The organism is Streptomyces apricus, from assembly GCF_008369065.1.
GTDB classification, from domain to species: Bacteria; Actinomycetota; Actinomycetes; order Streptomycetales; family Streptomycetaceae; genus Streptomyces; species Streptomyces apricus.
The window spans coordinates 98,433-120,824 of sequence record NZ_VDFC01000058.1 but is presented as its reverse complement, the minus strand read 5'-3'; the positions used below and the strand labels follow the sequence as shown (position 1 = coordinate 120,824).

General features: G+C 73.7%; 24 protein-coding genes. 15 read left to right on the top strand and 9 right to left on the bottom strand.

Annotated features, from left to right (window positions below; translation table 11 throughout):
• Positions 1–12: 12 nt before the first annotated feature.
• Positions 13–504, top strand: a complete 492-nt coding sequence (locus tag FGF04_RS32165; RefSeq protein WP_149514896.1) for a methyltransferase family protein — start codon at positions 13–15, stop codon at positions 502–504.
• Positions 505–555: 51 nt separating this feature from the next.
• Here FGF04_RS32165 and FGF04_RS32160 read toward each other — a convergent pair whose 3' ends face one another.
• Positions 556–924: a VOC family protein gene (locus FGF04_RS32160; RefSeq protein ID WP_149514895.1), complete on the bottom strand. Its 369-nt coding sequence runs from the start codon at positions 922–924 to the stop codon at positions 556–558.
• 58 nt (positions 925–982) lie between these two features.
• Positions 983–1,948: an LLM class F420-dependent oxidoreductase gene (locus tag FGF04_RS32155; RefSeq protein ID WP_149514894.1), complete on the bottom strand. Its 966-nt coding sequence runs from the start codon at positions 1,946–1,948 to the stop codon at positions 983–985.
• Positions 1,949–2,087: 139 nt separating this feature from the next.
• On the opposite strand from FGF04_RS32155, the gene FGF04_RS32150 reads away from it, so the two are divergent.
• Entirely contained in the window at positions 2,088–2,639 is a 552-nt protein-coding gene (locus FGF04_RS32150; RefSeq protein ID WP_149514893.1) for an isochorismatase family cysteine hydrolase, read from the top strand.
• A gap of 116 nt (positions 2,640–2,755) precedes the next feature.
• Entirely contained in the window at positions 2,756–3,802 is a 1,047-nt protein-coding gene (locus FGF04_RS32145; protein WP_149514892.1) for a Ppx/GppA phosphatase family protein, read from the top strand.
• A 63-nt stretch (positions 3,803–3,865) separates the two neighbouring features.
• Here the strand turns inward: FGF04_RS32145 and FGF04_RS32140 are convergent, their stop codons facing one another.
• Both FGF04_RS32140 and FGF04_RS32135 read right to left on the bottom strand, forming a co-directional pair.
• On the bottom strand, positions 3,866–4,456 hold the full coding sequence (locus FGF04_RS32140; protein ID WP_149514891.1) for a MarR family winged helix-turn-helix transcriptional regulator: 591 nt from the start codon (positions 4,454–4,456) through the stop codon (positions 3,866–3,868).
• A complete protein-coding gene (locus FGF04_RS32135) occupies positions 4,453–6,144 on the bottom strand; it encodes an FUSC family protein (RefSeq protein WP_149514890.1) in 1,692 nt (563 codons plus the stop codon). Before FGF04_RS32135 ends, FGF04_RS32140 begins: the two co-directional genes overlap by 4 nt.
• Before the next feature lie 190 nt (positions 6,145–6,334).
• Here FGF04_RS32135 and FGF04_RS32130 point away from each other — a divergent pair, with 190 nt between their 5' ends.
• From FGF04_RS32130 to FGF04_RS32100, 7 genes are all read left to right on the top strand, one after another.
• Positions 6,335–6,892 carry a DUF5134 domain-containing protein gene (locus FGF04_RS32130; protein WP_149514889.1) on the top strand — a complete coding sequence of 186 codons (558 nt, stop codon included), beginning with the start codon at positions 6,335–6,337 and terminating at the stop codon, positions 6,890–6,892.
• Positions 6,893–7,064: 172 nt separating this feature from the next.
• A complete protein-coding gene (locus FGF04_RS32125) occupies positions 7,065–7,997 on the top strand; it encodes a M56 family metallopeptidase (RefSeq protein WP_149514888.1) in 933 nt (310 codons plus the stop codon).
• A gap of 110 nt (positions 7,998–8,107) precedes the next feature.
• On the top strand, positions 8,108–8,791 hold the full coding sequence (locus FGF04_RS32120; protein WP_149514887.1) for a phosphatase PAP2 family protein: 684 nt from the start codon (positions 8,108–8,110) through the stop codon (positions 8,789–8,791).
• Between the two features lie 139 nt (positions 8,792–8,930).
• The gene (locus FGF04_RS32115) at positions 8,931–9,719 is read left to right on the top strand and encodes an SAM-dependent methyltransferase (protein WP_149514886.1); all 789 of its coding nucleotides are present in this window, start codon (positions 8,931–8,933) and stop codon (positions 9,717–9,719) included.
• Between the two features lie 213 nt (positions 9,720–9,932).
• Positions 9,933–11,252 (top strand): GDSL-type esterase/lipase family protein, encoded by a 1,320-nt coding sequence (locus FGF04_RS32110; RefSeq protein WP_149514885.1) that lies wholly within the window; start codon positions 9,933–9,935, stop codon positions 11,250–11,252.
• A gap of 216 nt (positions 11,253–11,468) precedes the next feature.
• Positions 11,469–12,257 carry a hypothetical protein gene (locus tag FGF04_RS32105; RefSeq protein ID WP_149514884.1) on the top strand — a complete coding sequence of 263 codons (789 nt, stop codon included), beginning with the start codon at positions 11,469–11,471 and terminating at the stop codon, positions 12,255–12,257.
• A gap of 52 nt (positions 12,258–12,309) precedes the next feature.
• Complete coding sequence (locus tag FGF04_RS32100; protein ID WP_149514883.1) at positions 12,310–13,011, top strand: HAD family hydrolase; 702 nt, start codon at positions 12,310–12,312, stop codon at positions 13,009–13,011.
• A gap of 33 nt (positions 13,012–13,044) precedes the next feature.
• On the opposite strand, the gene FGF04_RS32095 is transcribed toward FGF04_RS32100, so the two are convergent.
• Positions 13,045–13,290: a DUF2630 family protein gene (locus FGF04_RS32095; protein ID WP_149514882.1), complete on the bottom strand. Its 246-nt coding sequence runs from the start codon at positions 13,288–13,290 to the stop codon at positions 13,045–13,047.
• Between the two features lie 195 nt (positions 13,291–13,485).
• Between FGF04_RS32095 and FGF04_RS32090 the strand changes: the two genes are divergently transcribed.
• Positions 13,486–14,235: a TetR/AcrR family transcriptional regulator gene (locus FGF04_RS32090; RefSeq protein WP_149514881.1), complete on the top strand. Its 750-nt coding sequence runs from the start codon at positions 13,486–13,488 to the stop codon at positions 14,233–14,235.
• Here FGF04_RS32090 and FGF04_RS32085 read toward each other — a convergent pair.
• On the bottom strand, positions 14,223–15,725 hold the full coding sequence (locus FGF04_RS32085; protein WP_149514880.1) for an LVIVD repeat-containing protein: 1,503 nt from the start codon (positions 15,723–15,725) through the stop codon (positions 14,223–14,225). The genes FGF04_RS32090 and FGF04_RS32085 overlap by 13 nt on opposite strands.
• Positions 15,726–15,950: 225 nt before the next feature.
• On the opposite strand from FGF04_RS32085, the gene FGF04_RS32080 reads away from it, so the two are divergent.
• The gene (locus tag FGF04_RS32080) at positions 15,951–16,583 is read left to right on the top strand and encodes a DUF305 domain-containing protein (RefSeq protein WP_149514972.1); all 633 of its coding nucleotides are present in this window, start codon (positions 15,951–15,953) and stop codon (positions 16,581–16,583) included.
• Positions 16,584–16,665: 82 nt separating this feature from the next.
• Here the strand turns inward: FGF04_RS32080 and FGF04_RS32075 are convergent, their stop codons facing one another.
• Complete coding sequence (locus FGF04_RS32075; RefSeq protein ID WP_149514971.1) at positions 16,666–17,139, bottom strand: DUF6214 family protein; 474 nt, start codon at positions 17,137–17,139, stop codon at positions 16,666–16,668.
• A 224-nt stretch (positions 17,140–17,363) separates the two neighbouring features.
• Here FGF04_RS32075 and FGF04_RS32070 point away from each other — a divergent pair, with 224 nt between their 5' ends.
• Complete coding sequence (locus tag FGF04_RS32070) at positions 17,364–18,719, top strand: FAD-dependent oxidoreductase (RefSeq protein WP_149514879.1); 1,356 nt, start codon at positions 17,364–17,366, stop codon at positions 18,717–18,719.
• Between the two features lie 103 nt (positions 18,720–18,822).
• Here the strand turns inward: FGF04_RS32070 and FGF04_RS32065 are convergent, their stop codons facing one another.
• Positions 18,823–19,182: an ArsR/SmtB family transcription factor gene (locus FGF04_RS32065; RefSeq protein WP_408055696.1), complete on the bottom strand. Its 360-nt coding sequence runs from the start codon at positions 19,180–19,182 to the stop codon at positions 18,823–18,825.
• A gap of 158 nt (positions 19,183–19,340) precedes the next feature.
• Here FGF04_RS32065 and FGF04_RS32060 point away from each other — a divergent pair, with 158 nt between their 5' ends.
• Positions 19,341–20,420, top strand: a complete 1,080-nt coding sequence (locus FGF04_RS32060) for an NADH:flavin oxidoreductase/NADH oxidase (RefSeq protein WP_149514878.1) — start codon at positions 19,341–19,343, stop codon at positions 20,418–20,420.
• Positions 20,421–20,456: 36 nt separating this feature from the next.
• Here FGF04_RS32060 and FGF04_RS32055 read toward each other — a convergent pair whose 3' ends face one another.
• Entirely contained in the window at positions 20,457–21,026 is a 570-nt protein-coding gene (locus FGF04_RS32055; protein WP_149514877.1) for an Rv1733c family protein, read from the bottom strand.
• A 233-nt stretch (positions 21,027–21,259) separates the two neighbouring features.
• Between FGF04_RS32055 and FGF04_RS32050 the strand changes: the two genes are divergently transcribed.
• Positions 21,260–22,345: a WD40/YVTN/BNR-like repeat-containing protein gene (locus FGF04_RS32050; protein WP_188114322.1), complete on the top strand. Its 1,086-nt coding sequence runs from the start codon at positions 21,260–21,262 to the stop codon at positions 22,343–22,345.
• The last annotated feature ends 47 nt before the right edge of the window (positions 22,346–22,392 follow it).

Below are 22,392 nucleotides of genomic sequence, written 5' to 3'. Positions count from 1 at the left end.
GAGGTGACTTCCATGCGTCGGACGAAAGCCGCTCTGGGCAGTGCCGTGTTCCTCGTCCTCACCCCGGGGACCGTCGCCGGTCTGGTGCCCTGGTGGCTCACCGGATGGCGGCAGGGGGACGCGTACGCCCTGCCGCTGCGGTGGGCCGGAGGGGCTCTGCTCGCCGCCGGCGGCGCGGTGCTGCTGCACGCGTTCGGCCGCTTCGTCGTGGAGGGCCTGGGCACCCCGGCGCCGGTCGCGCCCACGGAACACCTGGTCGTGGGCGGCCTCTACCGGTACGTCCGCAATCCGATGTACCTGGCCGTCCTGGCCGCCCTCGCCGGACAGGCGCTGCTCCTCGGCCGGCCCGTCCTCCTGGGGTACGGGGCCGCGGTGGGCGTCGCCGTCGCGGCGTTCGTCCACTGGTACGAGGAGCCCGCGCTCGCCCGCCGCCACGGGGCGCGGTACGAGGAGTACCGCGAGGCGGTGCCCGCCTGGGTGCCGCGCCCGGTCAGGCGGCGCTGAGCGGACGCCACCGGGCGGGCGGCACGCGGGCGGGCACCGCGCGGGCGGACGTCAGCCCGTGACCAGACAGAAGGGGTGACCCGCCGGGTCAGCGTAGACCCGGAAGCCCCGGCTGCCGTCCTTGTCGTCCAGGTCGAGCGGGGTGGCTCCGAGGGCCAGCACCTGCTCCTGGGCCGCGTCGATGTCCGGCACCTTGAGGTCGAGGTGGAGCTGCTGCGAGCCGTCCTCGCTCGGCCACCGCGGCGGGCGGTGGCCGGGGGCCCGCTGGAAGGCGATGCGGTGGCCGCCGGGCGCGTACAGGTCGTACCAGTCGTCGCTGTCCCGCCGGACCTCGCCGCCCAGGACGCCCGCGTAGAACTCCGCGAGGGCGGCCGGGTCGGGGCAGTCGACCGCTACGAGGCAGTACGTGGCGATGGCCATGCCGGTCCTTTCGCTGTCGGGCCCACCGGGGGTGCGGTGGGCTCCGGTGTCCTCGGACTCACAGGTTCCGCAGTTCGGGCAGCAGTTCCTTCTCGGCCCACTCCAGGAAGGGGTACTGCTGGTCGCCGCCGATCTGCACCAGGGCGACCTCGGTGAAGCCCGCCTCGGCGTAGGGGCGCACGGCCTCGACGACGGCGTCCACGTCGTCGCCGCACGGGATGCCCTCGGCGACGTCCTCGGGGCGGACGAACTGCGTGGCCGTGTCGAAGGACGCCGGGCCGGGGAGTTCGGCGTTGACCGGCCAGCCGCCGAGCGACCAGCGGAACTGCTCGTGGGCCCGCGCCACGGCGGCGTCCTTGTCGGTGTCGAAGCAGAGGGGCAGCTGGCCCACCCTGGGCTTGCCGGCGCCGCCGTGCCGGTCGAAGGACTCGATCAGCTCGGCCTTCGGCTCGGTGGCGATCACCAGGTCGGCCAGCCGGCCGGCGAGGGCGCAGGAGCGCTCGCCGGAGACGGCGACACCGATGGCGGGCGGCTCGTCCGGCAGGTCGAAGAGCCGGGCGTTCTCCACGTCGAAGTGCGTGCCGTGGTGGTTGACGTTCCCGCCCTCGAAGAGCGCGCGGATGATCTCGACGGCCTCTTCGAGCATCTCCAGGCGCACGTGCGCGGCGGGCCAGCCGCCGCCGACCACGTGCTCGTTGAGGTTCTCCCCCGATCCGAGCCCGAGCCGGAAGCGGCCCTCGGCGAGCAGCTGCAGGGTCGCGGCCTTCTGGGCGACGACCGCCGGGTGGTAACGGGTCGTCGGGCAGGTCACGTACGTCATGAGCGGGATCGTGGAGGTGGCCTGCGCGGCGGCTCCGAGGACGCTCCACGCGTACGGCGCATGACCCTGTTCCGTCAGCCAGGGGAAGTAGTGGTCGGACGTCACCGAGAAGTCGAAGCCGGCCTTCTCGGCGGCCACCACGTGCTGGACGAGGTCACGGGGTCCGGCCTGCTCGGTCATCATCGTGTATCCGATTTGCACCATATGTTCCTAGTAGCCGGTCGGGGGTACCCGAAACGTCCCCCGTAGAGCGCCCCCCGGGTTCCCGTCCTGCGGCGATCCAGTCGTCGGCGCGGGCACGGACCCGGCGCACCCCCCCCCACGAGAGCGGAAGCACGGACAGATGGAAGAGCCCCGGACCGGGAAGACCGCGCTGATCGTCATCGACATGATCAGCACCTACGACCACGAGGACGCCGAGCAGTTGCTCCCGGCGGCGCGCAAGGCGCTGCCCGCGGTGGCCCGCCTCCTGGAGCGGGCCAGGGAACGGGACGTGCCGGTGATCTACGTCAACGACAACTTCGGCCAGTGGCGTTCGCACCTCGGCGAGATCATGGAGGAGGCGCTCGCGGGCCCGCACGCCGACCTCGTCGAACCGATCCGCCCCGACGACAAGTCGCTGTTCGTCGTGAAGGCGCGGCACTCGATCTTCTACGAGACGCCGCTGACCTACCTGCTGAATCAACTCGGCGTCGGCCACGTGGTGTTGTGCGGCCAGCTGACGGAGCAGTGCGTGCTGTACTCCGCGCTCGACGCCCACATCCGGCAGTTGGAGGTGACGATCCCCGAGGACGCGGTCGCCCACATCCACGCCGACCTCGCGGACGCGGCGCTGCGGATGATGGAGCGGAACATGGGCGCGGAGATCAGCTCGGCGGAGACGGCACGCCTCTGACCACTCCGCGGCCCCTCTCCCCCGCCTCGCTCCAGCTCCGACTCCCGCTCCGGATCTCCACCGGATCACCTCGCCGGTCGAGGTGTGCCCGACGGGATCCGGGGTACCCGAAGGGGATGCGCATGGGTGTACTCGACGTCGGCTCCAACACGGTGCGGCTGGTGATCGCGGAGACGAGCGGTGCGGTTCCGCTCCCCGTGCACACCGCCAAGCGCCGGCTGCGGCTGTCGGCCCACGTCGAGCGGGGCCTCCACCTGCCCCCGGAGCAGGTGGACCGGCTGGTCGAGGCGGTGGCGGACGCCCGTGACGAGGGCCGGCGCTGGGGGGTGGAGCAGCCCTTCGCCTTCGCCACGGCGATCGTGCGGGACGCCCCGAACCGCGCCGAGGTCCTGGGCCGGGTCGCCGCGGAGGCCGGGGTGCCGCTGCACGTCCTGCCCGGCGAGGTGGAGGCGGAGCTGACCTTCCTGGCCGCGCGGCGCTGGATGGGCTGGCGCGCGGGGCCGCTGGCCCTGCTGGACATCGGGGGCGGCTCCTTCGAGGTGGCCTTCGGCCGCAGCCGGCTGCCCGACTTCGCGATCGCCCTGCCCCTGGGCGCCAACCGCCTGACCCGTGACTTCTTCCGCGGCCAGGACCCGCCGTCCCCGCAGCGCACCAGGCTGCTGCGCCGGCACGTACGCCACCAGCTGCGCGACGTCGCGGCCCGCATCCGGTGGGAGGCGCCGCGGACGGTGGTCGTCACCTCCCGGATGTTCCAGCAGCTGGGCCGGCTCTGCGGGGCGGCCCCCGGACGCTCCGGGCCGTTCACCCCCCGGACCATGACCCGCGTCGACCTCGGCAGGGCGGTGGACCGCCTGGCGGCCCTGCCCGCCGCGGAGCGCGCCCTCCTGCCAGGCATCTCCCTCGCCCGCGCCGGCCAGTCGCTGGCCGGCGCGATCGTCGCCCACACCACGATGAAGCTGATGGGCATCGACGAGGTGACCATCTGCCCCTGGGCGCTGCGCGAAGGGGTGATGCTGCGCTGCATCGAGGACGGCAGCTCCGACTGGTGGGACGCGTACGGCCTGGAGACCCAGGAGACGCGGCCGGCGCAGGCGGCCAGGGGGCCGCTCCTGCTCCACCCCCTGCGCGGGACCGCGGCGGAGGCCGTGGGTGCCGAGAGGTGACTCCCATAGGCGCCCGGAACAGTAGAGGGACACGGGGCGGGCGCCACCGCGGGTGATGCGGGCTCAGCCGCGGGGCGCGCGGAGCCGGCCCTCCAGCTGGACCAGGAGGTCGCCGAGCAGGCCGGCCAGTTCGCGCTGCCGGGTGCCGTCCAGGCCGGACAGGGCCGCCGTCTCGTACGAGAGCTGCGCGGGAAGGGTGCCGTCCACGAGGGCGCGTCCGGCGTCCGTCAGGCGGACGTGGGCGACGCGGCGGTCACGGGTGTCCCCGCGGCGCTCGACGAGGCCGCGCTCGGTCAGCTGCTTGAGCCGTTTGGTGACGGCAGCGCCGGAGGAGAAGGTCTCGCGGGCCAGGTCGCCGGGGGTCAGTTCGAGGCCGGTCCGGCGCAGCGCGCCGAGCAGGTCGAACTCGGGGCGGGTGAGTCCGGCGTGCCGCAGCGGCGCGTCCTCGGCCTGCTGGAGCAGCGCGGCGCAGCGGTTGATCCGCCCGATGACCTCCATGGGCCCGGTGTCGAGGCCGGGGTGGACCGCCTGCCACTGCCGGACCACCGCGGCGACGGTGTCCCCCGCCGCGGGCCGGTCCGCCCCGGTGTCCTCGGCCGGCCCGCCGTCGAGGGCTCCCGCCCCGGCCGTTCCGCGCCCGTTCGCTGCCGTCATGCCTGTACGTCCTCCAGAAGGTGCGGTCCCTGCCGTCGTACCGTCGCCGCGAGCGTACGGTGTCCGCCGCGTTCGGCCAGCACCACCCGCTCCTCCGGCAGGGCGCGCTGCCACCATTCGCCGGCCGCCGCGTCCGCGGTGGCCCGCAGCTCGACGAGCGCGGCGGCCAGCCGGCGGCGGGCGGACTCCAGCGCGCCGGGTTCCGCGCGCCCGGCGGCGAGCAGCCGTGCGGCGTGCTCACGGGCCCGCTCCACGGCGTCGAGGGCCTCCTCGATCCGGTCCACGGACCGCCGGTTGGTGACGGCGACGGCGGCCACGAACCCGACGGACGCGCCGACCAGCGTGTCCACGACCCGGTCCGTGATCAGGGCGCCCGTCCCCTGGAAGCCGGTGAACTCGGTGATCAGCAGCGCCATCGGGGTGACGCAGACGCTGCCCAGCCAGTAGTTGCGGGTGATCAGGGCCTCGGCGCCGAAGTTGAAGGCGAGGCAGCACAGGACCAGTGCGGCGGGGCCCAGGTGGGCGAGCGGGGCGACGGCCGCGAAGAGGAGGACGCCGACGAGGTTGCCGACCACCCGCTGCACCCCGCGGCTCCAGGTGAGGGTGAGGTTCGCCTGGTAGAGCGAGGCGGCGGTGACCAGGGCCCAGTACGGGCGGCCGACACCGAGCGCCAGCGAGACGTACCCGGCGAGCGCGCAGCCGAGCGCGGTGCGCAGGGCGAGCGGGAGGAGGGGACGGAGCCGGTCGCCCGGCCGTTGCCTCGGGGCGGCCAGCTCGGCCTCGACGCCGAGCAGTTCGTCGGCGTCCCGGCCCGGTGCCACGTGGGGCACGGGGTGCGTGCCGCGCAGGCCGTGCGCCCAGGAGCGCAGGAGAGCGGGGTCCGTGTCCGCCGGGGCGGCGAGCGCGACCTCGGCCCGTACGAGGAGCCGGCCCAGGGTGCGGCGGGGCTCCGGGCGGGCGCCGGTGGCGAGGAGCGACTGCCAGGCGGCGTGCACGGCGGCGGCCGCGGCGGCCCGGGCCCGCGCGGGGCCGCCGTCCGCGGCTTCGGCGCCGGTGCCGGTGCCAGCGGTGGCGGTCGTGGTCGCGGACGCCTCGACGTAGGCGGCGGCCGCGTGCAGGGCGCGGGCCGTGGCCCGGCGTTCGGGGCCGTGCGGGCGCACGAGGCCCGGCGCCATGCCGACGAGCCACGCCCAGGCGCCCGCCGCGGCGGCGAGGGCGAGGTGGCCGGGGACCTGGTGCAGTGCCTGCGGGGCGAAGAGGGAGGCGGAGCTGATGAAGGTGAAGATCACCGGCCCGGGCGGGCCGATGCGCGTCAGGTCGGTCACCGCCTTCTGCGCGGCGGCGAGCAGCGCGCCGACGGCGACCAGGACCGCGGCGGAGGACGTCAGCGACGCCGTGACCAGCGCGACGGCGACCGAGGCCAGCATGCCGAGCACGACCAGGCCGAGGGCCCGGCCGCGCGCCGCGTACGGCAGGTTGTGGGCGTAGAGCGCGCAGAGCGAGCCGGCCATGGTGGACAGGGCGAGGTCCAGCCGGCCGAGCGCCAGCAGCGTCAGGTTCGGGACGCCGACCGCCACGACCACGCTCAGCGCGGGTTTGTACCAGATGTCGGAGGGACGGTTGAGCCGCAGGACGCCCGCGAGGGGGAGTCGGCGGACGCGGGCGTGGCGGGGTCGGGCACTGCTCATACCCATAAGATTAACAGGTGTTTTACTCGTAAAAGATGTACGTTCGCGAACCGGGGGGCTCGCGGCGCACTCCCGCGCGCTCCCCCGGCGTACACCCTTGCGCTTGCCCGCGCTCGCTTGCGGTGCGTCCGGGAAGGGCATTCCTTGGACCGGACCGTCCGAGAACACCGTCGATCGGGGGAGGTGCGCGGTGCACGGACCGGAGTCGTCCGGCTGGCTGCTCGTCGCGCTGTGCGCGGGGACCGGGGCGTACTGCCTGGTGCGGATGCGCAGCAGGATCGAGGAGCAGCGGCGCACCGCGGGCGGTGAGGCGTTGATGGGCTTCGGGATGGCGGCGATGGCGGTGCCCGCGGCCGTGACGGCGCCGCCGCGCTGGGCCTGGGCCCTCTACACCGTCGTGTTCGGCGCGGCGGCCGTGCGGGCGCTGTGGGCCCTGCGGGCAGCGCGGGCGGCGCGGGGCGGCGGCCACCACCTGCACCACATGGTGGGCGCCTGCGCCATGGTCTACATGGCCGCGGTGATGGCGGGCGGCACGCACTCCGGGGTGCCGGTCCTCACCGGGGCGCTGCTCGTGTACTTCACGGCGTACGTGCTGCGGACCGGGGCACGGCTGGTCCCGGTCGCGGCCGCAACCGTCGCACCGGCGGGCGGGGGGCGCCCACCCGGCTGGGGCGACCGCGCGGAACTGGCCGGCGCGTGCAGACTCTCGATGGGCATGGGAATGCTGGCGATGCTGCTCACGATGTGACGGGCCGTGCCCCGTCAGAGCTCGCCCCGTCAGGGGCGCGGGGAACTGCGCGCTCAGCCCCCACCCACCCGCACCCGGACACGCACCGAACCGTCGGAGACACCCCGTGGTCTGCGTCACTTGCCCCGGCAGGCCGTATCCCGCCGCGCCGCGGCCCTCATAGGCTGCCTCCATGATGGTCCCCGCGGCACTGCTGCTGCTCGGCGCGCTGGTCGCCGTCCTCGCTCCGCGGCTGCTCGCGCGGACCGACTGGCAGGACCGCGAACCGGTGGTCGCCCTGTGGGCCTGGCAGTGCGTGGTCGTGGCCGTACTGCTCTGCTGCGCGCTGTCGATGACCCTGAGCGCGGCCGCCGCCTGGCAGGCCGTGCGCGGCCATGTCTTCGCCCCCGCCCCGCACGGCGTGGTGGAGGCGTACGCGCTCGGCGGCGGCCCCTGGGCCGTGGCCACGACGGTGGTCCTCGCCCTCGGCGCAGCGTGGAGCGCGACCATGCTGGCCCGCGAGATCACCCGGGCCAGGTCCGCGCGCCGGCGCCGGCGCAGCGAACTGGCGCTGCGCGCCCCGCTGCTGCCCGGCGAGGAGCCCGGCGGCGAGCGCCTGGTCGTCCTGGAGGCGGACCGGCCCGACGCCTGGTGGTTACCGGGCGCCGCGCCCCAACTGGTCGTCACCACCGCCGCGTTGCGCCGTCTGAAGGGGCAGCAGCTGGACGCTGTACTCGCCCACGAGCAGGGGCACGCACGCGCCCGGCACGACTGGCTGCTGCACTCCTCGGCCGCGCTGGCCAACGGCTTCCCGCAGGTCCCGGTGTTCGCGGCGTTCCGCGACGAGATGCACCGGCTGGTCGAGCTCGCCGCGGACGACATGGCGTCGCGCCGCTTCGGCCGGCTCACCATCGCCCTCGCGCTGGTGCAACTCAACGAGGACAGCGGGGTGTTCGGCCCATGCCCGACCCCGCAGGCCCATGTCCCGCGGCGGGTCGAACGGCTGCTCACGCCGCCGGACCGGCTCCGGCCCGTCCACCGGCTGCGGCTCACCGCGGTCTCCCTGCTGGTGCCGGTGGTGCCGGTCCTGGTGGCCTTCGGGCCCGGGCTGCGGGCACTCGGGTAACCGGGATTCCCCACGCGGGTAATCCGGATTCCACGCGCGGGTGACCCGGATTCCACGTACGGGCCACCCCGGGTTCGCCTCCGGCCCCCTCGGTCGGCAAGGATCGGTGCATGCACTCCCCCGTCGACTCGCCGCCCCACGCGACAGGCCCCGGGATCGCCCTGCGCGTCGCCGCGGCCCTCGTCCCGCCCACCGCGCTGCTGCTCGTCCTGGTCGCCGTCTCCTGGGACCCGCTGATGGCCCTGGACGGCGACATCGCCCGCACCACGCACCGCTGGGCGGTCGCCGAGCCGGACCTGACCCAGGCGTTCCGCATCCTCACCGACTGGGTGTGGGACCCCTGGACCATGCGCGCGCTGGTCGCCGTCGCCGTGCTGTGGCTGGTGCTGCACCACGGCGCCTGGTGGCTCGCGCTGTGGCTGACGGCGGCCTGCCTGCTCGGCTCCCTGCTCTCGCAGGGCATCAAGGCGGCCGTCGACCGCGAGCGCCCCGTGTGGCCCGACCCGGTGGACTCCGCCCACTTCGCGGCCTTCCCCTCCGGGCACGCCATGACGGCCGCGGTGGCGTGCGGCCTGCTGCTGTGGCTGCTGCGCCTGTACGGCGCCGGGCGCGTCCTGTGGCGCAGCGCGCTGGCCGTGGCGGTGGTGTCCGTCGTCGGAGTGGGCCTGACCCGGATCTGGCTGGGCGTGCACTGGTCGTCGGACGTGCTCGGCGGCTGGCTGCTGGGCGCGCTGACGGTGGCGCTGACGGTGGCCTCGTACGCCCGGTTCCGCGGGACCGGCGCACCGCGCTGACACCACCGGGGCGGTCCCGGCCGAACGGCCGTGGACCCCCCGCCACTTCAGTCCCGCGCGACGCGCATGATGTACTCCACCACGGCGGCCGAACAGTCGGTCCGCCCCTCCTTTCACTGGCGCGCGCGATGGAGTTGCCATGCCGACCGAACCCCAGCGGTTTTCCGAGATCGTCACCGACAGGGCGCACCCCGCGCGGGTCTACGACTGGCTGCTGGGCGGCAAGGACAACTACCCGGTCGACGAGGCCGTCGGGAAGCAGCTCCCGCCCGAGGCCAAGGACGCGGCCCGGCAGAACCGGCAGTTCATGCACCGGGCGGCCGGCTGGCTCGCCGCGCAGGGCGTCGACCAGTTCCTGGACATCGGTACCGGCATCCCCACCGAGCCCAACCTCCACCAGATCGTGCAGGACGTCGTGCCGACGGCGAAGGTCGTCTACACCGACAACGACCCGATCGTCCTGCGGCACGCCGAGGCGCTGCTGATCAGCCGCGCCGAGGGGGTCACCGACTACATCGAGGCCGACGTACGGCAGCCGGAGGGGATCGTCGAGCACGCCCGGCGCACCCTGGACTTCGACCGCCCGATCGCGCTGTCGCTGATCGCCCTGATGCACTTCATCCCCGACGAGCAGGACGCGCACGCGATCGTCCGCTCCCTGGTCTCCACGCTGCCTTCGGGCAGTTACCTGGTGCTGTCGCACGCCGCCTCCGACCTGTACCCGGAGCTCTCCGCGCAGGTCACCGCCGAGTACGCCAAGGGCGGCATCAAGCTCGGCTTCCGCACCCGCGCCGAGGTGGAGCGCTTCTTCGACGGCCTCGACCTGGTCGCGCCCGGTCTGGTGACCGCGACGGAGTGGGACCCCGCGGGCCCGGTGGAGGGGGCCGAGGGCAGCGGGATCTACGTGGGGGTGGCCCGCATCCCGTAACGCGTTTCGTGGCGCGTCCCATGAGGTGCGCGGCGCGTGATGCGTGCGGCGCGTGAGGGGGCCCGTCCGGTGCGGTGGCACGTCCGTCCCACGGGCACGGGCCGTCACGTCTGACCCGGGAGTCCCCTGGGCAGGTCATACGGGACCGAGCCCAGCGGTCCCGGCGGAGCCGTACGTCACGTGCCGGGGCCGCACCCTGCCGAAGGGACCCCCATGCATCCTTTCCGTACCCCCTCGCTGCGGCGCGCCGCGGTGGCCCTGGCCCTGACCCTCGCGGCGTCCGGATCGGCGGTCTCCGCCACCACGGCGTCCGCCTCGGGCGACGGGTCCCGGGCCGCGACGAACGGGCGGGCGTGGTTCACGTCCTGGGCCCAGTCCCAGCAGGAACCCGCCCCGACTCCCCTGCGGGACCAGTCGGTTCGCATGATCACCCATCTCAGCCAGGGCGGCGGGGCGCTGCGCGTCCGGATCCAGAACACCTTCGGCACGGCCCCGCTGACCGTCGACGCGGCCACCGTCGGCCGGAGCGCCGAGGACGGCGGGGGCGGCGCCGGCGCGGCGATCGAGGGCGCCGTCCGCACCGTCACCTTCGACGGCCGGCCCGAGGTCGTCGTACCGCCCGGCGGTGAGGTGTGGAGCGACCCCGCGGCCCTGCGGACCGGTCCGCAGGACGACGTGGCGGTCTCCCTGTCCGTGTCCGGCACGGTCACACCGGGCAGACACAGCAGCGCCTTCCGCACCAACTACCTCACCCCGCCCGGCTCCGGCGACCACACGGCCGACGCGAGCGGCTCGGCGTACACGCAGACGACCGGCTCCACCTATCTGGTCAGCGCCGTCGACGTGCGCAACCCGGCCCTCAAGGGCACGGTCGTCGCGTTCGGCAGCTCGGTGGTCGACGGGACCGGCAGCACCGACTGCGGGGCCGGCTGCACGCCGGAGGGGACCGACCACCGGTGGACGGACGAACTCGCCCGCCGGGTCACCGCCGAACTCCCGCGCTCCCGGCAGTTCGCCGTCGCCAACGCGGGGGTCGGCGGCACGACCAGCTCCGCGGCCTGCCCGCGCAACCCGGCCGGGATCAAGGGCCTCGACGCGGCGTCCCGGCTGGACCGTGACGTGCTCGGCCTGCACGGGGTGACCGGGGTCGTGTACTACTACGGCACGAACGACCTCGCCAACGGCTGCGATGCCGGGCAGATACTGGACAGCTACCGCGAGGTGTTCGGGCGCCTGCGCGCCGCCGGGGTCGAGGTGTACGTCACACCCATCACCCCGCGTCCCGGTTACACCGACGGCAACAACCTCGACCGGCACGCGGTGGGCACCTTCGTCAAGAAGCGGAACTCCTGCGACGGGACCTGCGACGGCGTGACGGACTTCGACCAGGTGCTCAAGGACCCGCTGAAGCCCAACAGCATCGCCCCGGCCTACGACACCGGCGACGGGATCCACGCCAACATCGCCGGTCAGCGCGCGCTGGCCGACTTCCTCCCGCTGCCGATGCTCCTGCCCGCCGCGTCACGCCGCTGACGCACGCCGACGGGCCGACCGGCCGGCCGGTGATTGTTTGCACCCCGACGGTCACCGGACCGGTTTCGGAATTTTCCGTTTCGGACCAATCCGTTTGGCACCGTGGCCACGGATCACTCGCGCAGACCGGTGGCGCGCGCGACCGGGGTGCCCGTACGAGGGGCGTCCCGGTCGGGCTACCGTCGGTACAACACGATCGAAGCGGAAGGCAGTTGCATGGCAGGCAAGGCGGGCGACGACGGCCCCATACGCCCGGAGCCCGGTACGGATCTCCTGGACCGCGCCGCGGCCGAACCCACAAAGGCGGCCGAACCCGCGCAGGCAGCCGAACCCACAAAAGCGGACGAGCCCGCGCAGGTGCGCGACTTCGCGGGCGCGGACACGGGCGGTGCGCCGGTGTTCGTCGACCCGAGCGGCCGGCGGGCCGGCCGGATGCGCCGGATGGGCTGGCTCGTGGCGGCCGGCTGCGTGTGCTCGGCCGCGACCCTGGGCCTCGTGGTCACCGACCGCGACTCCACCGCGCCCTGGCTCAGCATCCCCGGCCTGCTCGGCACCGACGACGTGAACCGCGGTGCGGAGGTGGCGGGGGAACCGGAACGGTCCGGGTCCGGCAGCCCGGCCGCCGACAACCCCGCGACCAGCGCCGCACGACCCCCGGCCTGGCAGGAAGACGTGGCCACCACGGGCGCGGAGGCGATGACCGGCCCGCGGCCGCAGAAGAGCGGCGCCGGCAGCGCGCCGGACGCGAAGTCCTCGTCCGCCCCGGCCGCCGGGGCGGAGGGCACCGCCGGACCGGAGGACGCAGGGTCGGCGAGCTCCGGGGGCACGGAGGCGTCCGCCGGCCTGCCGAGCCGGTCCCCGGACACGGGCGAGGAGCCCGCGACGCAGCCGGGTTCGCAGGCTCCCGAGCCGGAGACCCCGGCGGAGCCCGCTCCGTCGGAGTCCGCCTCGACGGGGCTGATCGGCGGCCTGGTGGACGCGGTCTCGGGCCTGTTCGGCAGGTGACCGCCCGGGCGGCCGACGATCGGCGGGGCCCGGCCGTGGGTACGGTCCCCGCATGGACGCCGTGCTGTTCGACTTCTCCGGGACCCTCTTCCGCATCGAATCCGCCGAGTCCTGGCTGCGCGCCGTACTGAGCGACGCCGAAGTGCCCCTGCCCGAGCACGAGTTGTCCCGGGTGGCGGAGGAGCTGGAGGCGGTGGGCGCGCTGCCCGGCGCGGCTCCCCACGCGGTGCCGGTGCCCGCCGGACTGGTCCCGCTGTGGAGCGAGCGCGACCGGAGCGCCGAGCTGCACCGGGCCGCGTACACCGGTGTCTGCCGCCAGGTGGCGCTGCCCGCCGCGGAGCTGTACGACGCGCTGTACGACCGGCACATGAGCCCGGCGGCCTGGCGCCCGTACGCCGACGCGCGCGAGGTGCTGCGCACCCTGCGCGGGCGCGGGACCGCCGTCGGCGTGGTCAGCAACATCGGCTGGGACCTGCGTCCCGTCTTCCGCGCGCACGGCCTGGACGCGTACGTCGACGCCTACGTCCTGTCGTACGAGCACGGGGTGCAGAAGCCGGACGTACGGCTCTTCGCGGCCGCCTGCGAAGCGCTCGGGGCCGATCAGCGCGCCACGCTGATGGTCGGGGACGACCGGAGGGCCGACGGCGGAGCGGCGGCCCTGGGGTGCGCGGTGCACTTCGTGGAGCACCTGCCGGTGGCCGAGCGGCCCGACGGGCTGCGGCCGGTGCTGGACCTGGTGGCGCGCGGGGCCTGAGCGGCGGCCCCGCCGGCCGCCGTCGACCAGGGGTCAGTTGCGGTAGTTCTCGACCTGGGAGGCGGGGCGCACCCGCGCCTCGTCCGGGTCCTCGCCGAACTCGGACTTCGCGCGCCGCTGGCGCAGCAGGTCCCAGCACTGGTCCAGATCGCGCTCCAGCTGTCCGAGCCGCTGCTGCTCGGTCGCGCTGTCGATCTCCCCGGACGCGAGGGCGTCCCGGAGCTTGCGCTCGTCGTCGACCATCGCCGTGATCCTGGCCAGGATCTGTTCTTGGTCCATGCGCGTACGCCTCCTCGGCACTTCCCCCCACTGTAGGGAACGGGCGGCGCCCCTGCGACAGGACGGCTCCGTCCGTCCGGGACGATCCCCCGCGTCGCCCCGGACGGACGGCGGCCCGGACGGGTCCCCGCGGGGGCCTGACCGGACGCGCTGCGTATAGTTGGCTGGCAGCCAGTCAACGCAGGAGTACATAGGATGTCCCCTCGCAGCGCATCGGTCAATGAAGAGTTGCGGCGGCGTTCCCGCGAGAGGCTCCTGCAGGCGGCGCTGGAGCTGGTCAGCGAGCGGGGCTACGACGCCACGACGCTGGGCGACATCGCGGACCGCGCGGGCTCGGCCCGGGGTCTGGTCTCGTACTACTTCCCCGGCAAGCGTCTGCTCGTCCAGTCCGCCGTGCACCGGCTGATGCACCGCACGCTGGAGGAGGCGCTGGAGCGCGAGCCGCGTACCGAGGACGGCCGGGAGCGGATGGCGCGGGCCATCGACGCGATCCTGGGCCTGGCCCGGGACCATCCCGTGGTGATGCGCCAGCACATGGCGGGCATCCTGCAGGGTGAGGGCTTCAAGCAGTGTCCGGAGCAGCGCCGGCTGGCCGAGCTGCTGAGCGACACCATGTCCCGCTACGGCTCGTCGGACACCGCCGCCGACTACCCCATGCTGCGGGCGCTGCTGATGGGCGCGGTGTTCGCGGCCCTGGTGCCGGGGGTCCCGATGCCGGTGCCGGTGCTGCGCGGCGAGCTGTTCCGGCGCTACGGGCTCGAATGGGAGCGGGGCGTCCCGCCGGATGCCGGAGCACCCGGCGGGACGTACCACGAGGACCTCTCACGGTTCTTCGCCCCCGGGAGCCGCGAGCCGCACGACCCTCACGAGGACGGTCACGGGCGGGACCACGGCCACGGGGGTGGGCGGAACCAGGAGGCGGACGGGGCGGGTCAGTCGAAGTAGTCCGGCTGCGTCTGGACGTTCAGCTCGCTCTGCCGGTTCTTCTTCGCCGGGTCCGTACGGCGGTCGTCGATCCTCAGGACGTCGAAGCCCTTGGCGATGTCGTTCGAGTAGATGTAGCCGTTGTAGTAGTACGCGGACCAGGAGCCGCCGGTGACCATGGTCGTGGTGCTCAGCGGACCGCGCTCGAAGTAGGCGATCTCCTTGGGCTTCGAGGAGTTGGTGAAGTCCCAGACGGAGATGCCGCCCTGGTACCAGGCCTGGACCATGATGTCCTTGCCCTTGACCGGGATCAGCGAGCCGTTGTGGGCCACGCAGTTCTCGGTGTCGGCCTGGTGGCGCGGGATCTTGTAGTAGCTCTTGAAGACGAGCTTGCGCTTGTCGCCCTTGCCGACGATGTCGTAGATGCCGTCCGCGCCGCGGTCCGGGCCCACGGCCTCGTTGCAGGTGGCCGCGCCGCCGCCGCCCAGCTCGTCGGTGAAGACGACCTTGTTGGCCTTCTGGTTGAAGGTCGCCGAGTGCCAGAACGCGAAGTTCACGTTGTCCTGGACCTGGTCGATGACCTTCGGGTTCTCCGGGTCCTTGATGGAGAACAGGATGCCGTCGCCCATGCAGGCGCCCGCCGCGAGGTCCTTGGAGGGCAGCACGGTGATGTCGTGGCAGCCGGTGGTCTTGGAGACGCCCGGGTTGGTGGGTCCGCCCGGGTTGCCGCCGCCGTCCGGTCCCTCACCGGGGAACAGGACGGGGAAGTTGACGACCGCGGCCTTCTCGGGGGCCTTGCGGGGCACCTTGATGACCGAGATGCCGTCGTGCGGCGGCTGGCAGTCGGGGAACGTGGCGCTCGGCGAGTACGAGGACACGTAGATGTAGACGTTCTTGCGCTCCGGCACCAGCGTGTGGGTGTGGGAGCCGCAGGCGGTCTCGACGGCGGCGACGTACTTCGGGTTCTTCTTGTCGCTGATGTCGAAGACCTTCATGCCCTCCCAGGAGGACTTCTCCGTCGCGGGCTGCGTGGTGCTGCTGCAGGAGTTGTCGCTGCGCGAGGAGTCCGTGGACAGGAAGAGCAGGTCGCCGGAGACGGTGATGTCGTTCTGCGAGCCCGGGCAGAGCACCTGGGAGACCGTCTTCGGGGCCTTCGGGTTGCTGATGTCGAAGATGCGGAAGCCGTCGTAGTTGCCGGCGAACGCGTACTTGCCCTGGAAGGCGAGGTCCGAGTTGGTGCCGGGCAGCGCGTCCTTGGGGATGTTCGTGAGGTGCTTGATGTTGTCCGAGTGGACGATCTCGTCCTGCCCGGGTATCTCGCCGTCCGCGATCGCCGCCCTGGCCTCGGCGGCCACGCCCTTGGAGACCTTTTCCGGCGTCGCCGGGGTGTCCCCGGGGTCGGGGGTCGCGACCGCGGGACCCGCCGTGAGCAGTGCGGCCAGCAGGCCGGCCGCGGTGGCGGCAACGCCCAGACGTCTGCGCCGCGTTCGGAGATTGTTCAACAGGGTCACTGCGTCCTCCCTTGTCGCCGTTCGCAGTCGAACGGTTCAGGTACCACCGCAGTATCGTCTTCAGCATGCACAGATCAACAGGCGGCAACGCATTCGTAATGAATGTTTTTGATCAACGGCGTGCCGAAGCGTGCTAGGACGGTCCTCGGCACTCACGAGGTGCCCGGACCCACCAGGCGTCTGCCGATTCACGTGCCACAGGAGGTCACCGTGCCCGCTCGCCGTATGTCCCGCCGTCTGATCACGGCGTCCGTGACGGTCGCCGTCCTCGCGCTCGGCGGCTGCACCGGTTCGGACGACGACACCAAGTCCGCACCGGCCACGGGCCCTTCGGTGATCGCGCCCGGCAAGCCGGGCGAGGCCGCCGAGACGCTCTCGGCGAAGGACGCCGCGGAGCAGCGCTCCGACGACGACACCCCCAACTCGGCGGACCTCGACTACGCCCGGATGATGATCGAGCATCACCGGCAGGCCATCGAGATGACCGAACTCGCCCCGAAACGGGCCAAGTCGACCCAGGTCAAGCGGCTGGCCGAGCGGATCTCGGCCTCGCAGGGCCCCGAGGTGAAGACGATGGAGGCCTGGCTCAAGAACCACGGCGGCGACAGGAAGAGCGAGGGCCACCACCACGACGTGATGCCGGGCATGGCGAGCGACACGCAGCTGAAGACGCTGCGCGCGGCGAAGGGCGCGGCGTTCGACGAGCTCTTCCTGAAGCTGATGATCACTCACCACAACGGTGCGATCACCATGGCCACGGACGTCCTGTCCCAGGGCAACAACATCCAGATCGGCGAGATGGCCGACGACGTCATAGCCCAGCAGACGACCGAGATCAGCCGCATGCGCGAGATGTGACGGCACGCGCCCCGTCAGGGGCGCGGGGAACTGCGCGACCGGCCACGACGCACCCGCACCCGAAAATCGACGGGCCGCGCGCTCAGCGCCTCGCGCGCCGGGGCGAAAGCAGCCCCGCATCCCGCGCCCCGGCGATCAACCGCAGCGCGTGCCGCCGGCTGTGCCCCGTCGCGGCCATCACCGCGAGCACCGGATCCCGCCCCGCCCGCTGACCGGCCAGGTACGCGTCCGCGACGAGGCGGCGGCTCCCGGCGCCCCGCGGCACCGCGGGGCGCGCGTGCCGCCTGACGGGCCCGGCGGCGCCGTCGAGGGCGCCCGACGGCGCGGCGGCGCCCCCGCAGGCCGCCAGGAGCGGACCCTCGATCCAGTCCGGCAGCACCGCCAGGTCGTCGAGGGAGAGCGCGGGCCGGGCGCGTACGTCCTCCACGGAGACGCTGTCCCCGCACACCGCCGCGAGCAGGTGCACACCGGCGCCGTCGGTGAAGCTCAGCCGGACGTCGCACCAGGTCGTGGCCGTGTCGTTCTCGCGCACCTCCCAGGCGCGCAGCACCGACACCGCCCCGTCCGGCTCATCACGATCAGAAAGATTAAGAAAGGATGTTTCCAGCACGCAGGCAACGTAACCGGGCGATCACACCCATTGCGGACATACGCGCGGGCGGCGTCCGCGTCCACACCGTCGGCGCAGCGTCGCGTCCCGCCCCTCCCCCGGCGCGCGGCGCGGTGCGATGCTGGAAGCACCAGCGAGCTCCCCGTTCTCCTCGGGGAAGGAGTCGTGCCGTGCTGCAGGTCGCCGTCGTCGGCTCGGGGCCCAGCGGGGTGTACGCCGCGCAGGGTCTCGTCGAGCAGGAACGGGTGCCCGGGGTCAAGGTCGACGTCCTGGACCGGCTGCCGTGCCCGTACGGCCTGGTGCGCTACGGCGTGGCGCCGGACCACGAGAAGATCAAGTCGCTGCAGGGCACGCTGCGCACCGTCCTGGAGCACGAGCGGGTGCGGTTCCTCGGCGGTGTCCGGGTGGGCCCGGACGGGGKGCCGGCCGCCCGCCTGCGGGAGCTGTACCACGCGGTCGTGTACTGCGTGGGCGCCGCCACCGACCGGCACCTCGGCGTGCCCGGGGAGGAGCTGCCGGGCAGCTGGTCGGCGACCGACTTCGTGTCCTGGTACAGCGCGCACCCCGACGTCGTGTCCGACGGCTTCGTGGCCGGTGCGCGCACGGCGGTCGTCATCGGCGTGGGGAACGTGGCGGTGGACGTGACGCGGATCCTGGCCCGCGGCGCCGCGGAACTGAGCCCGACCGACATGCCCCAGGCGGCGCTCGCCGCGCTGTCGGACAGCCGGGTGCGGGAGATCTGGACGGTGGGGCGGCGCGGCCCCTCCCAGGCCCGTTTCACCACCAAGGAGCTGCGGGAGCTGGGCGGCCTGCCGGACACCGGCGTCCTGGTGGACCCGGCGGAGCTGGCGCTCGACCCGGCGTACGCGGATCCGTCCGGCCTGCCCGCAGTCCAGCGCCGCAACGTCGAGGTGCTGCGCGAGTGGGCCGGACGGGCGCCGGCCGCCGGGTCGCGGCGGATCCGGCTGCGGTTCTTCCTACGGCCGGTCGCGCTGCTGTCGGACGCGGCGGGACGGGTGGGCGCGGTCCGCTTCGAACGGACCCTCCCGGACGGCCATGGCGGCGTGACGGGCACGGGGCACTACGAGGACATCGGGGCGCAGCTGGTGCTGCGCTCGGTCGGCTATCGCGGTGTCCCGCTGGCGGGCCTGCCGTTCGACGCGGAGCGCGGCACCGTCCCGCACCGCGCGGGCCGGGTGCTGCGCGAGGGCGCGGTCGCGCCCGGCGAGTACGTGGCCGGCTGGATCAAGCGCGGCCCGACGGGCGTCATCGGGACCAACCGCCCCTGCGCGAAGGAGACGGTGGCCTCGCTCCTGGAGGACGCTCCCGGCCTCGCCCGGCGCGACGTCCCGCCCGATCCGCTCGCGGCCCTGCGCGCGGAGGGCCTGGATCCGGTCGACTGGTCGGGCTGGCAGTCCATCGAACGGGCGGAGGCGGACCTGGGCGCGTCCCTGGGCAGAGGAGTGGTCAAACTCCCGGACTGGCGTGCCCTCATGCAGGCGGCCAGAGGCCAGGGCGCCCGTTAGGGGGCCCTTCAGGGGCGCGGGGAACTGCGCGACCGGCCACGACGCACCCGCACGTCACCACGCACCCCCTCGCCCGCCCCCTCCCGCCGAAGGCGACAAGGGGCTAGCGGCTCCCGAGCCGCACAGCCTGCCGCGCAGCCGCGGCGAGCACGCTGTCGAGGAGCCCGGGGAACAGCCCGTCGAGATCGTCCCGCCGCACCCCGTTCATCTTGGCGGTCCCCCGGTAGACCTGCCGGATCACGCCGGACTCGCGCAGCACCCGGAAGTGGTGCGTCGTCGTGGACTTGGTGACCGGCAGGTCGAAGTGCGAGCAGGACAACTCGCCCCCGTCGGCGGCCAGTTCCCGTACGACCTGCAGCCGTAGCGGATCGGAGAGCGCGTGCAGCACGGCTTCCAGCCGGATCTCCGCGCGCTGGGGGTGCGGCAGATCGCGGCTGCTGCCGGTCGGGGCGGCGATCGTCACAGCGGCTCCAGTCCGTCGGGTCCGGGATCCGGAGATCTGCCCGGAGTCCCTCCTCGTACCAGGATTGTACGAGGCCTCTCGTAGTTTGACATCCGCCGTACTACGATGTCTATCGTACGAGAAGACAACCCGGCACCGTCCCATGATTGGAGTCCGCCGTGAGCGCGCTCTTCGAGCCCTACACCCTGCGCGAGCTGACCGTCCCGAACCGGGTGTGGATGCCGCCGATGTGCCAGTACTCGGCCGCGCCGGAGGGCCCGTCGGTCGGTGCCCCCACCGACTGGCACCTCACGCACTACGGGGCACGCGCCACCGGCGGTACGGGCCTGATCATCGTCGAGGCCACCGCGGTCAGCCCCGAGGGCCGGATCTCACCGTACGACCTGGGCATCTGGAACGACACGCAGGTCGAGGCGTTCCGGCGGATCACGCGCTTCCTGGTCTCCCAGGGCACGGTCCCCGCGATCCAGCTCGCGCACGCCGGCCGCAAGGCCTCGACGGACCGCACCTGGAAGGGTGGCGGGCCGGTCGGCCCCGAGGACCACGGCTGGCAGCCGCTCGGCCCGAGCCCGGTGGCCTTCGACGAGAAGCACCCGGTGCCGACCGAGCTGACGGTGGACGGAATCCGCGAGGTCGTCGGCCAGTTCGCCGACGCCGCTCGGCGGGCCCTGGACGCCGGTTTCGAGATCGCCGAGATCCACGGCGCGCACGGCTACCTGATCGGTGAGTTCCTCTCCCCGCACTCCAACCGGCGCACGGACGCGTACGGCGGCTCGTACGAGAACCGGGTGCGCTTCGCCCTGGAGGTCGTCGACGCCGTGCGCGAGGTGTGGCCCGACGACAAGCCGCTGTTCTTCCGCATCTCCGCCACCGACTGGCTGGAGGAGAACGGCTGGACCGCCGACGACACGGTCCGCCTCGCCGGCGAGCTGACCGCCCACGGCGTCGACCTGGTCGACGTGTCCACGGGCGGCAACGCGGCCGGCGTGCGCATCCCCGTCGGCCCCGGCTACCAGGTCCCCTTCGCCGCGCGCGTCAAGAACGAGACGTCCATGGCGGTCGCCGCCGTCGGTCTCATCACCGACGTCGAGCAGGCCGAGAAGATCCTCGCCAACGGCGAGGCGGACGCCGTGCTGCTCGGCCGGGAACTGCTGCGCAACCCCTCGTGGGCGCGGCACGCGGCCCGCGGGCTCGGTGCCGACGTGCACGTGCCGGACCAGTACCACCGCTCGGTCTGACGCGACCGGTGACCGGCTGGGGCGGGCGGGCCCGCCTCAGCCGGTCTTCCACCTCCACTGGGGACCGACCCGCGCCCACTCCGTGTCCCACAGGTCCAGCCGCCGCCGCTCCAGGCGGTCCCGGACCAGCCGCCCGCAGCCCAGGGGCACGACCGCCGCGGCCGCGCCCGCCAGGGTGCCGATCAGTCCCGCCCGCAGGGCCGCCTGGGCCTCGGTGACGGGCCTAGTGACGAGGCGGCCGCGCGGGTCGGTCCACACGGTGACCGGGGTGCCCGCCGTGCTGCCGGGCACGACCCGGGTCTGCCCCAGGTGGGCGGAGCCGTCCGGCGCCCGCCAGCGGACCTCGGCCCACACCCGCTCGGTGCCGGCCGCCCTGCCGGGCGCGTGCCCGGTGAGGTGCGCCGTCACGGGCCGCCACTCGACCCGCTCGCGCGCCAGGCCCTGTTCGACCGACCGTGTCACCGAGAAGCCCGCGAGCGTCCCGGTGAGCAGGGCGAGGAACCACACGGCGAGCACGGTCCAGGCCTCCAGCCTGTCGCTGCGCCGCCGCAGCGGATTGGGCCGCCAGCGCCACAGCAACGCCCTCGGACCACGCAAAGCCGCCATCGGGGCCCCTCTCGTCGTGCCGGTCTCCTCGTGGCGTCCGGCGGCGCGCCGGACGCCACCGGACGCGCTCCCGTACGGACGCGGGCGCCCGATTGCTCACTTGCCGCCCATCCGCTGCCCACCCGCCGCCCGCACGCTGCTCACCTGCGCCGATACGCCGCCGGAGGGTGACTGTCAGTGCCGGGGTGCAGACTGACCGGTACCTGAGACAACGACGTCCGGAGGTGGCCGGTATGACCGGGGTCCTGCTCGCCGTGGGCACACGCAAGGGGCTGTTCGTGGCACGACGGCGCGACGGCGCCTGGAAGTTCGACGAGAGTCCGTACTTCAACGCACAGGCGGTCTACTCGATCGCGATCGACACCCGCGGCGACGTGCCGCGGCTGCTCGTCGGGGGCGACAGCGCCCACTGGGGCCCGTCGGTCTTCCACTCCGACGACCTGGGCCGCACCTGGACCGAGCCGGCCAAGGCCGCCGTCAAGTTCCCCAAGGACACCGGTGCTTCGCTGGAGCGGGTCTGGCAGCTCCACCCGTCGGCCTCCGAGCCGGACGTGGTGTACGCGGGCACGGAGCCGGCGGCGCTGTACCGCTCGGCGGACCGCGGCGAGTCCTTCGAGCTCGTCCGCCCGCTCTGGGAGCACCCCACGCGCTCGCGGTGGGTGCCGGGCGGCGGCGGTGAGGGCCTGCACACGATCCTGACCGACGCCCGCGACCCGCAGGCGATGACGGTCGCGGTCTCCACGGCCGGCGTCTTCCGCACGCAGGACGGCGGGGACAGCTGGGCGCCGTCCAACTCCGGCGTGTCGGCGGTGTTCCTGCCCGATCCGGACCCGGAGTTCGGCCAGTGCGTCCACAAGGTCGCCCGGGACGCGGCAACGCCGGACCGGCTCTACCTGCAGAACCACTGGGGCGTGTACCGCAGCGACGACGCGGGGGCGCACTGGACGGACATCGGCAAGGGCCTGCCGTCCACGTTCGGCTTCGCCGCGGCCGCCCATCCCCACCGCGGCGACACCGCCTACGTGTTCCCCATCACCGCCGACTCGGACCGGGTCCCGGCGGACCGCCGATGTCGGGTCTTCCGTACGTCGGACGCGGGCAAGAGCTGGGAGCCGCTGTCGGCGGGGCTGCCGCAGGAGGACCACTACGGCACGGTGCTGCGCGACGCCCTGTGCACGGACGACGCGGACCCGGCCGGCGTGTACTTCGGCAACCGCAACGGCGAGGTGTTCGCGTCGGCCGACGACGGGGACAGCTGGCGGCAGCTGGCGTCCCATCTGCCGGATGTACTCTGCGTGCGGGCCGCGGTGATCGACTGATTCCCAGGACGTCGGACCTCAGGCCTCGGACCCCGGCCCCCGGTCCC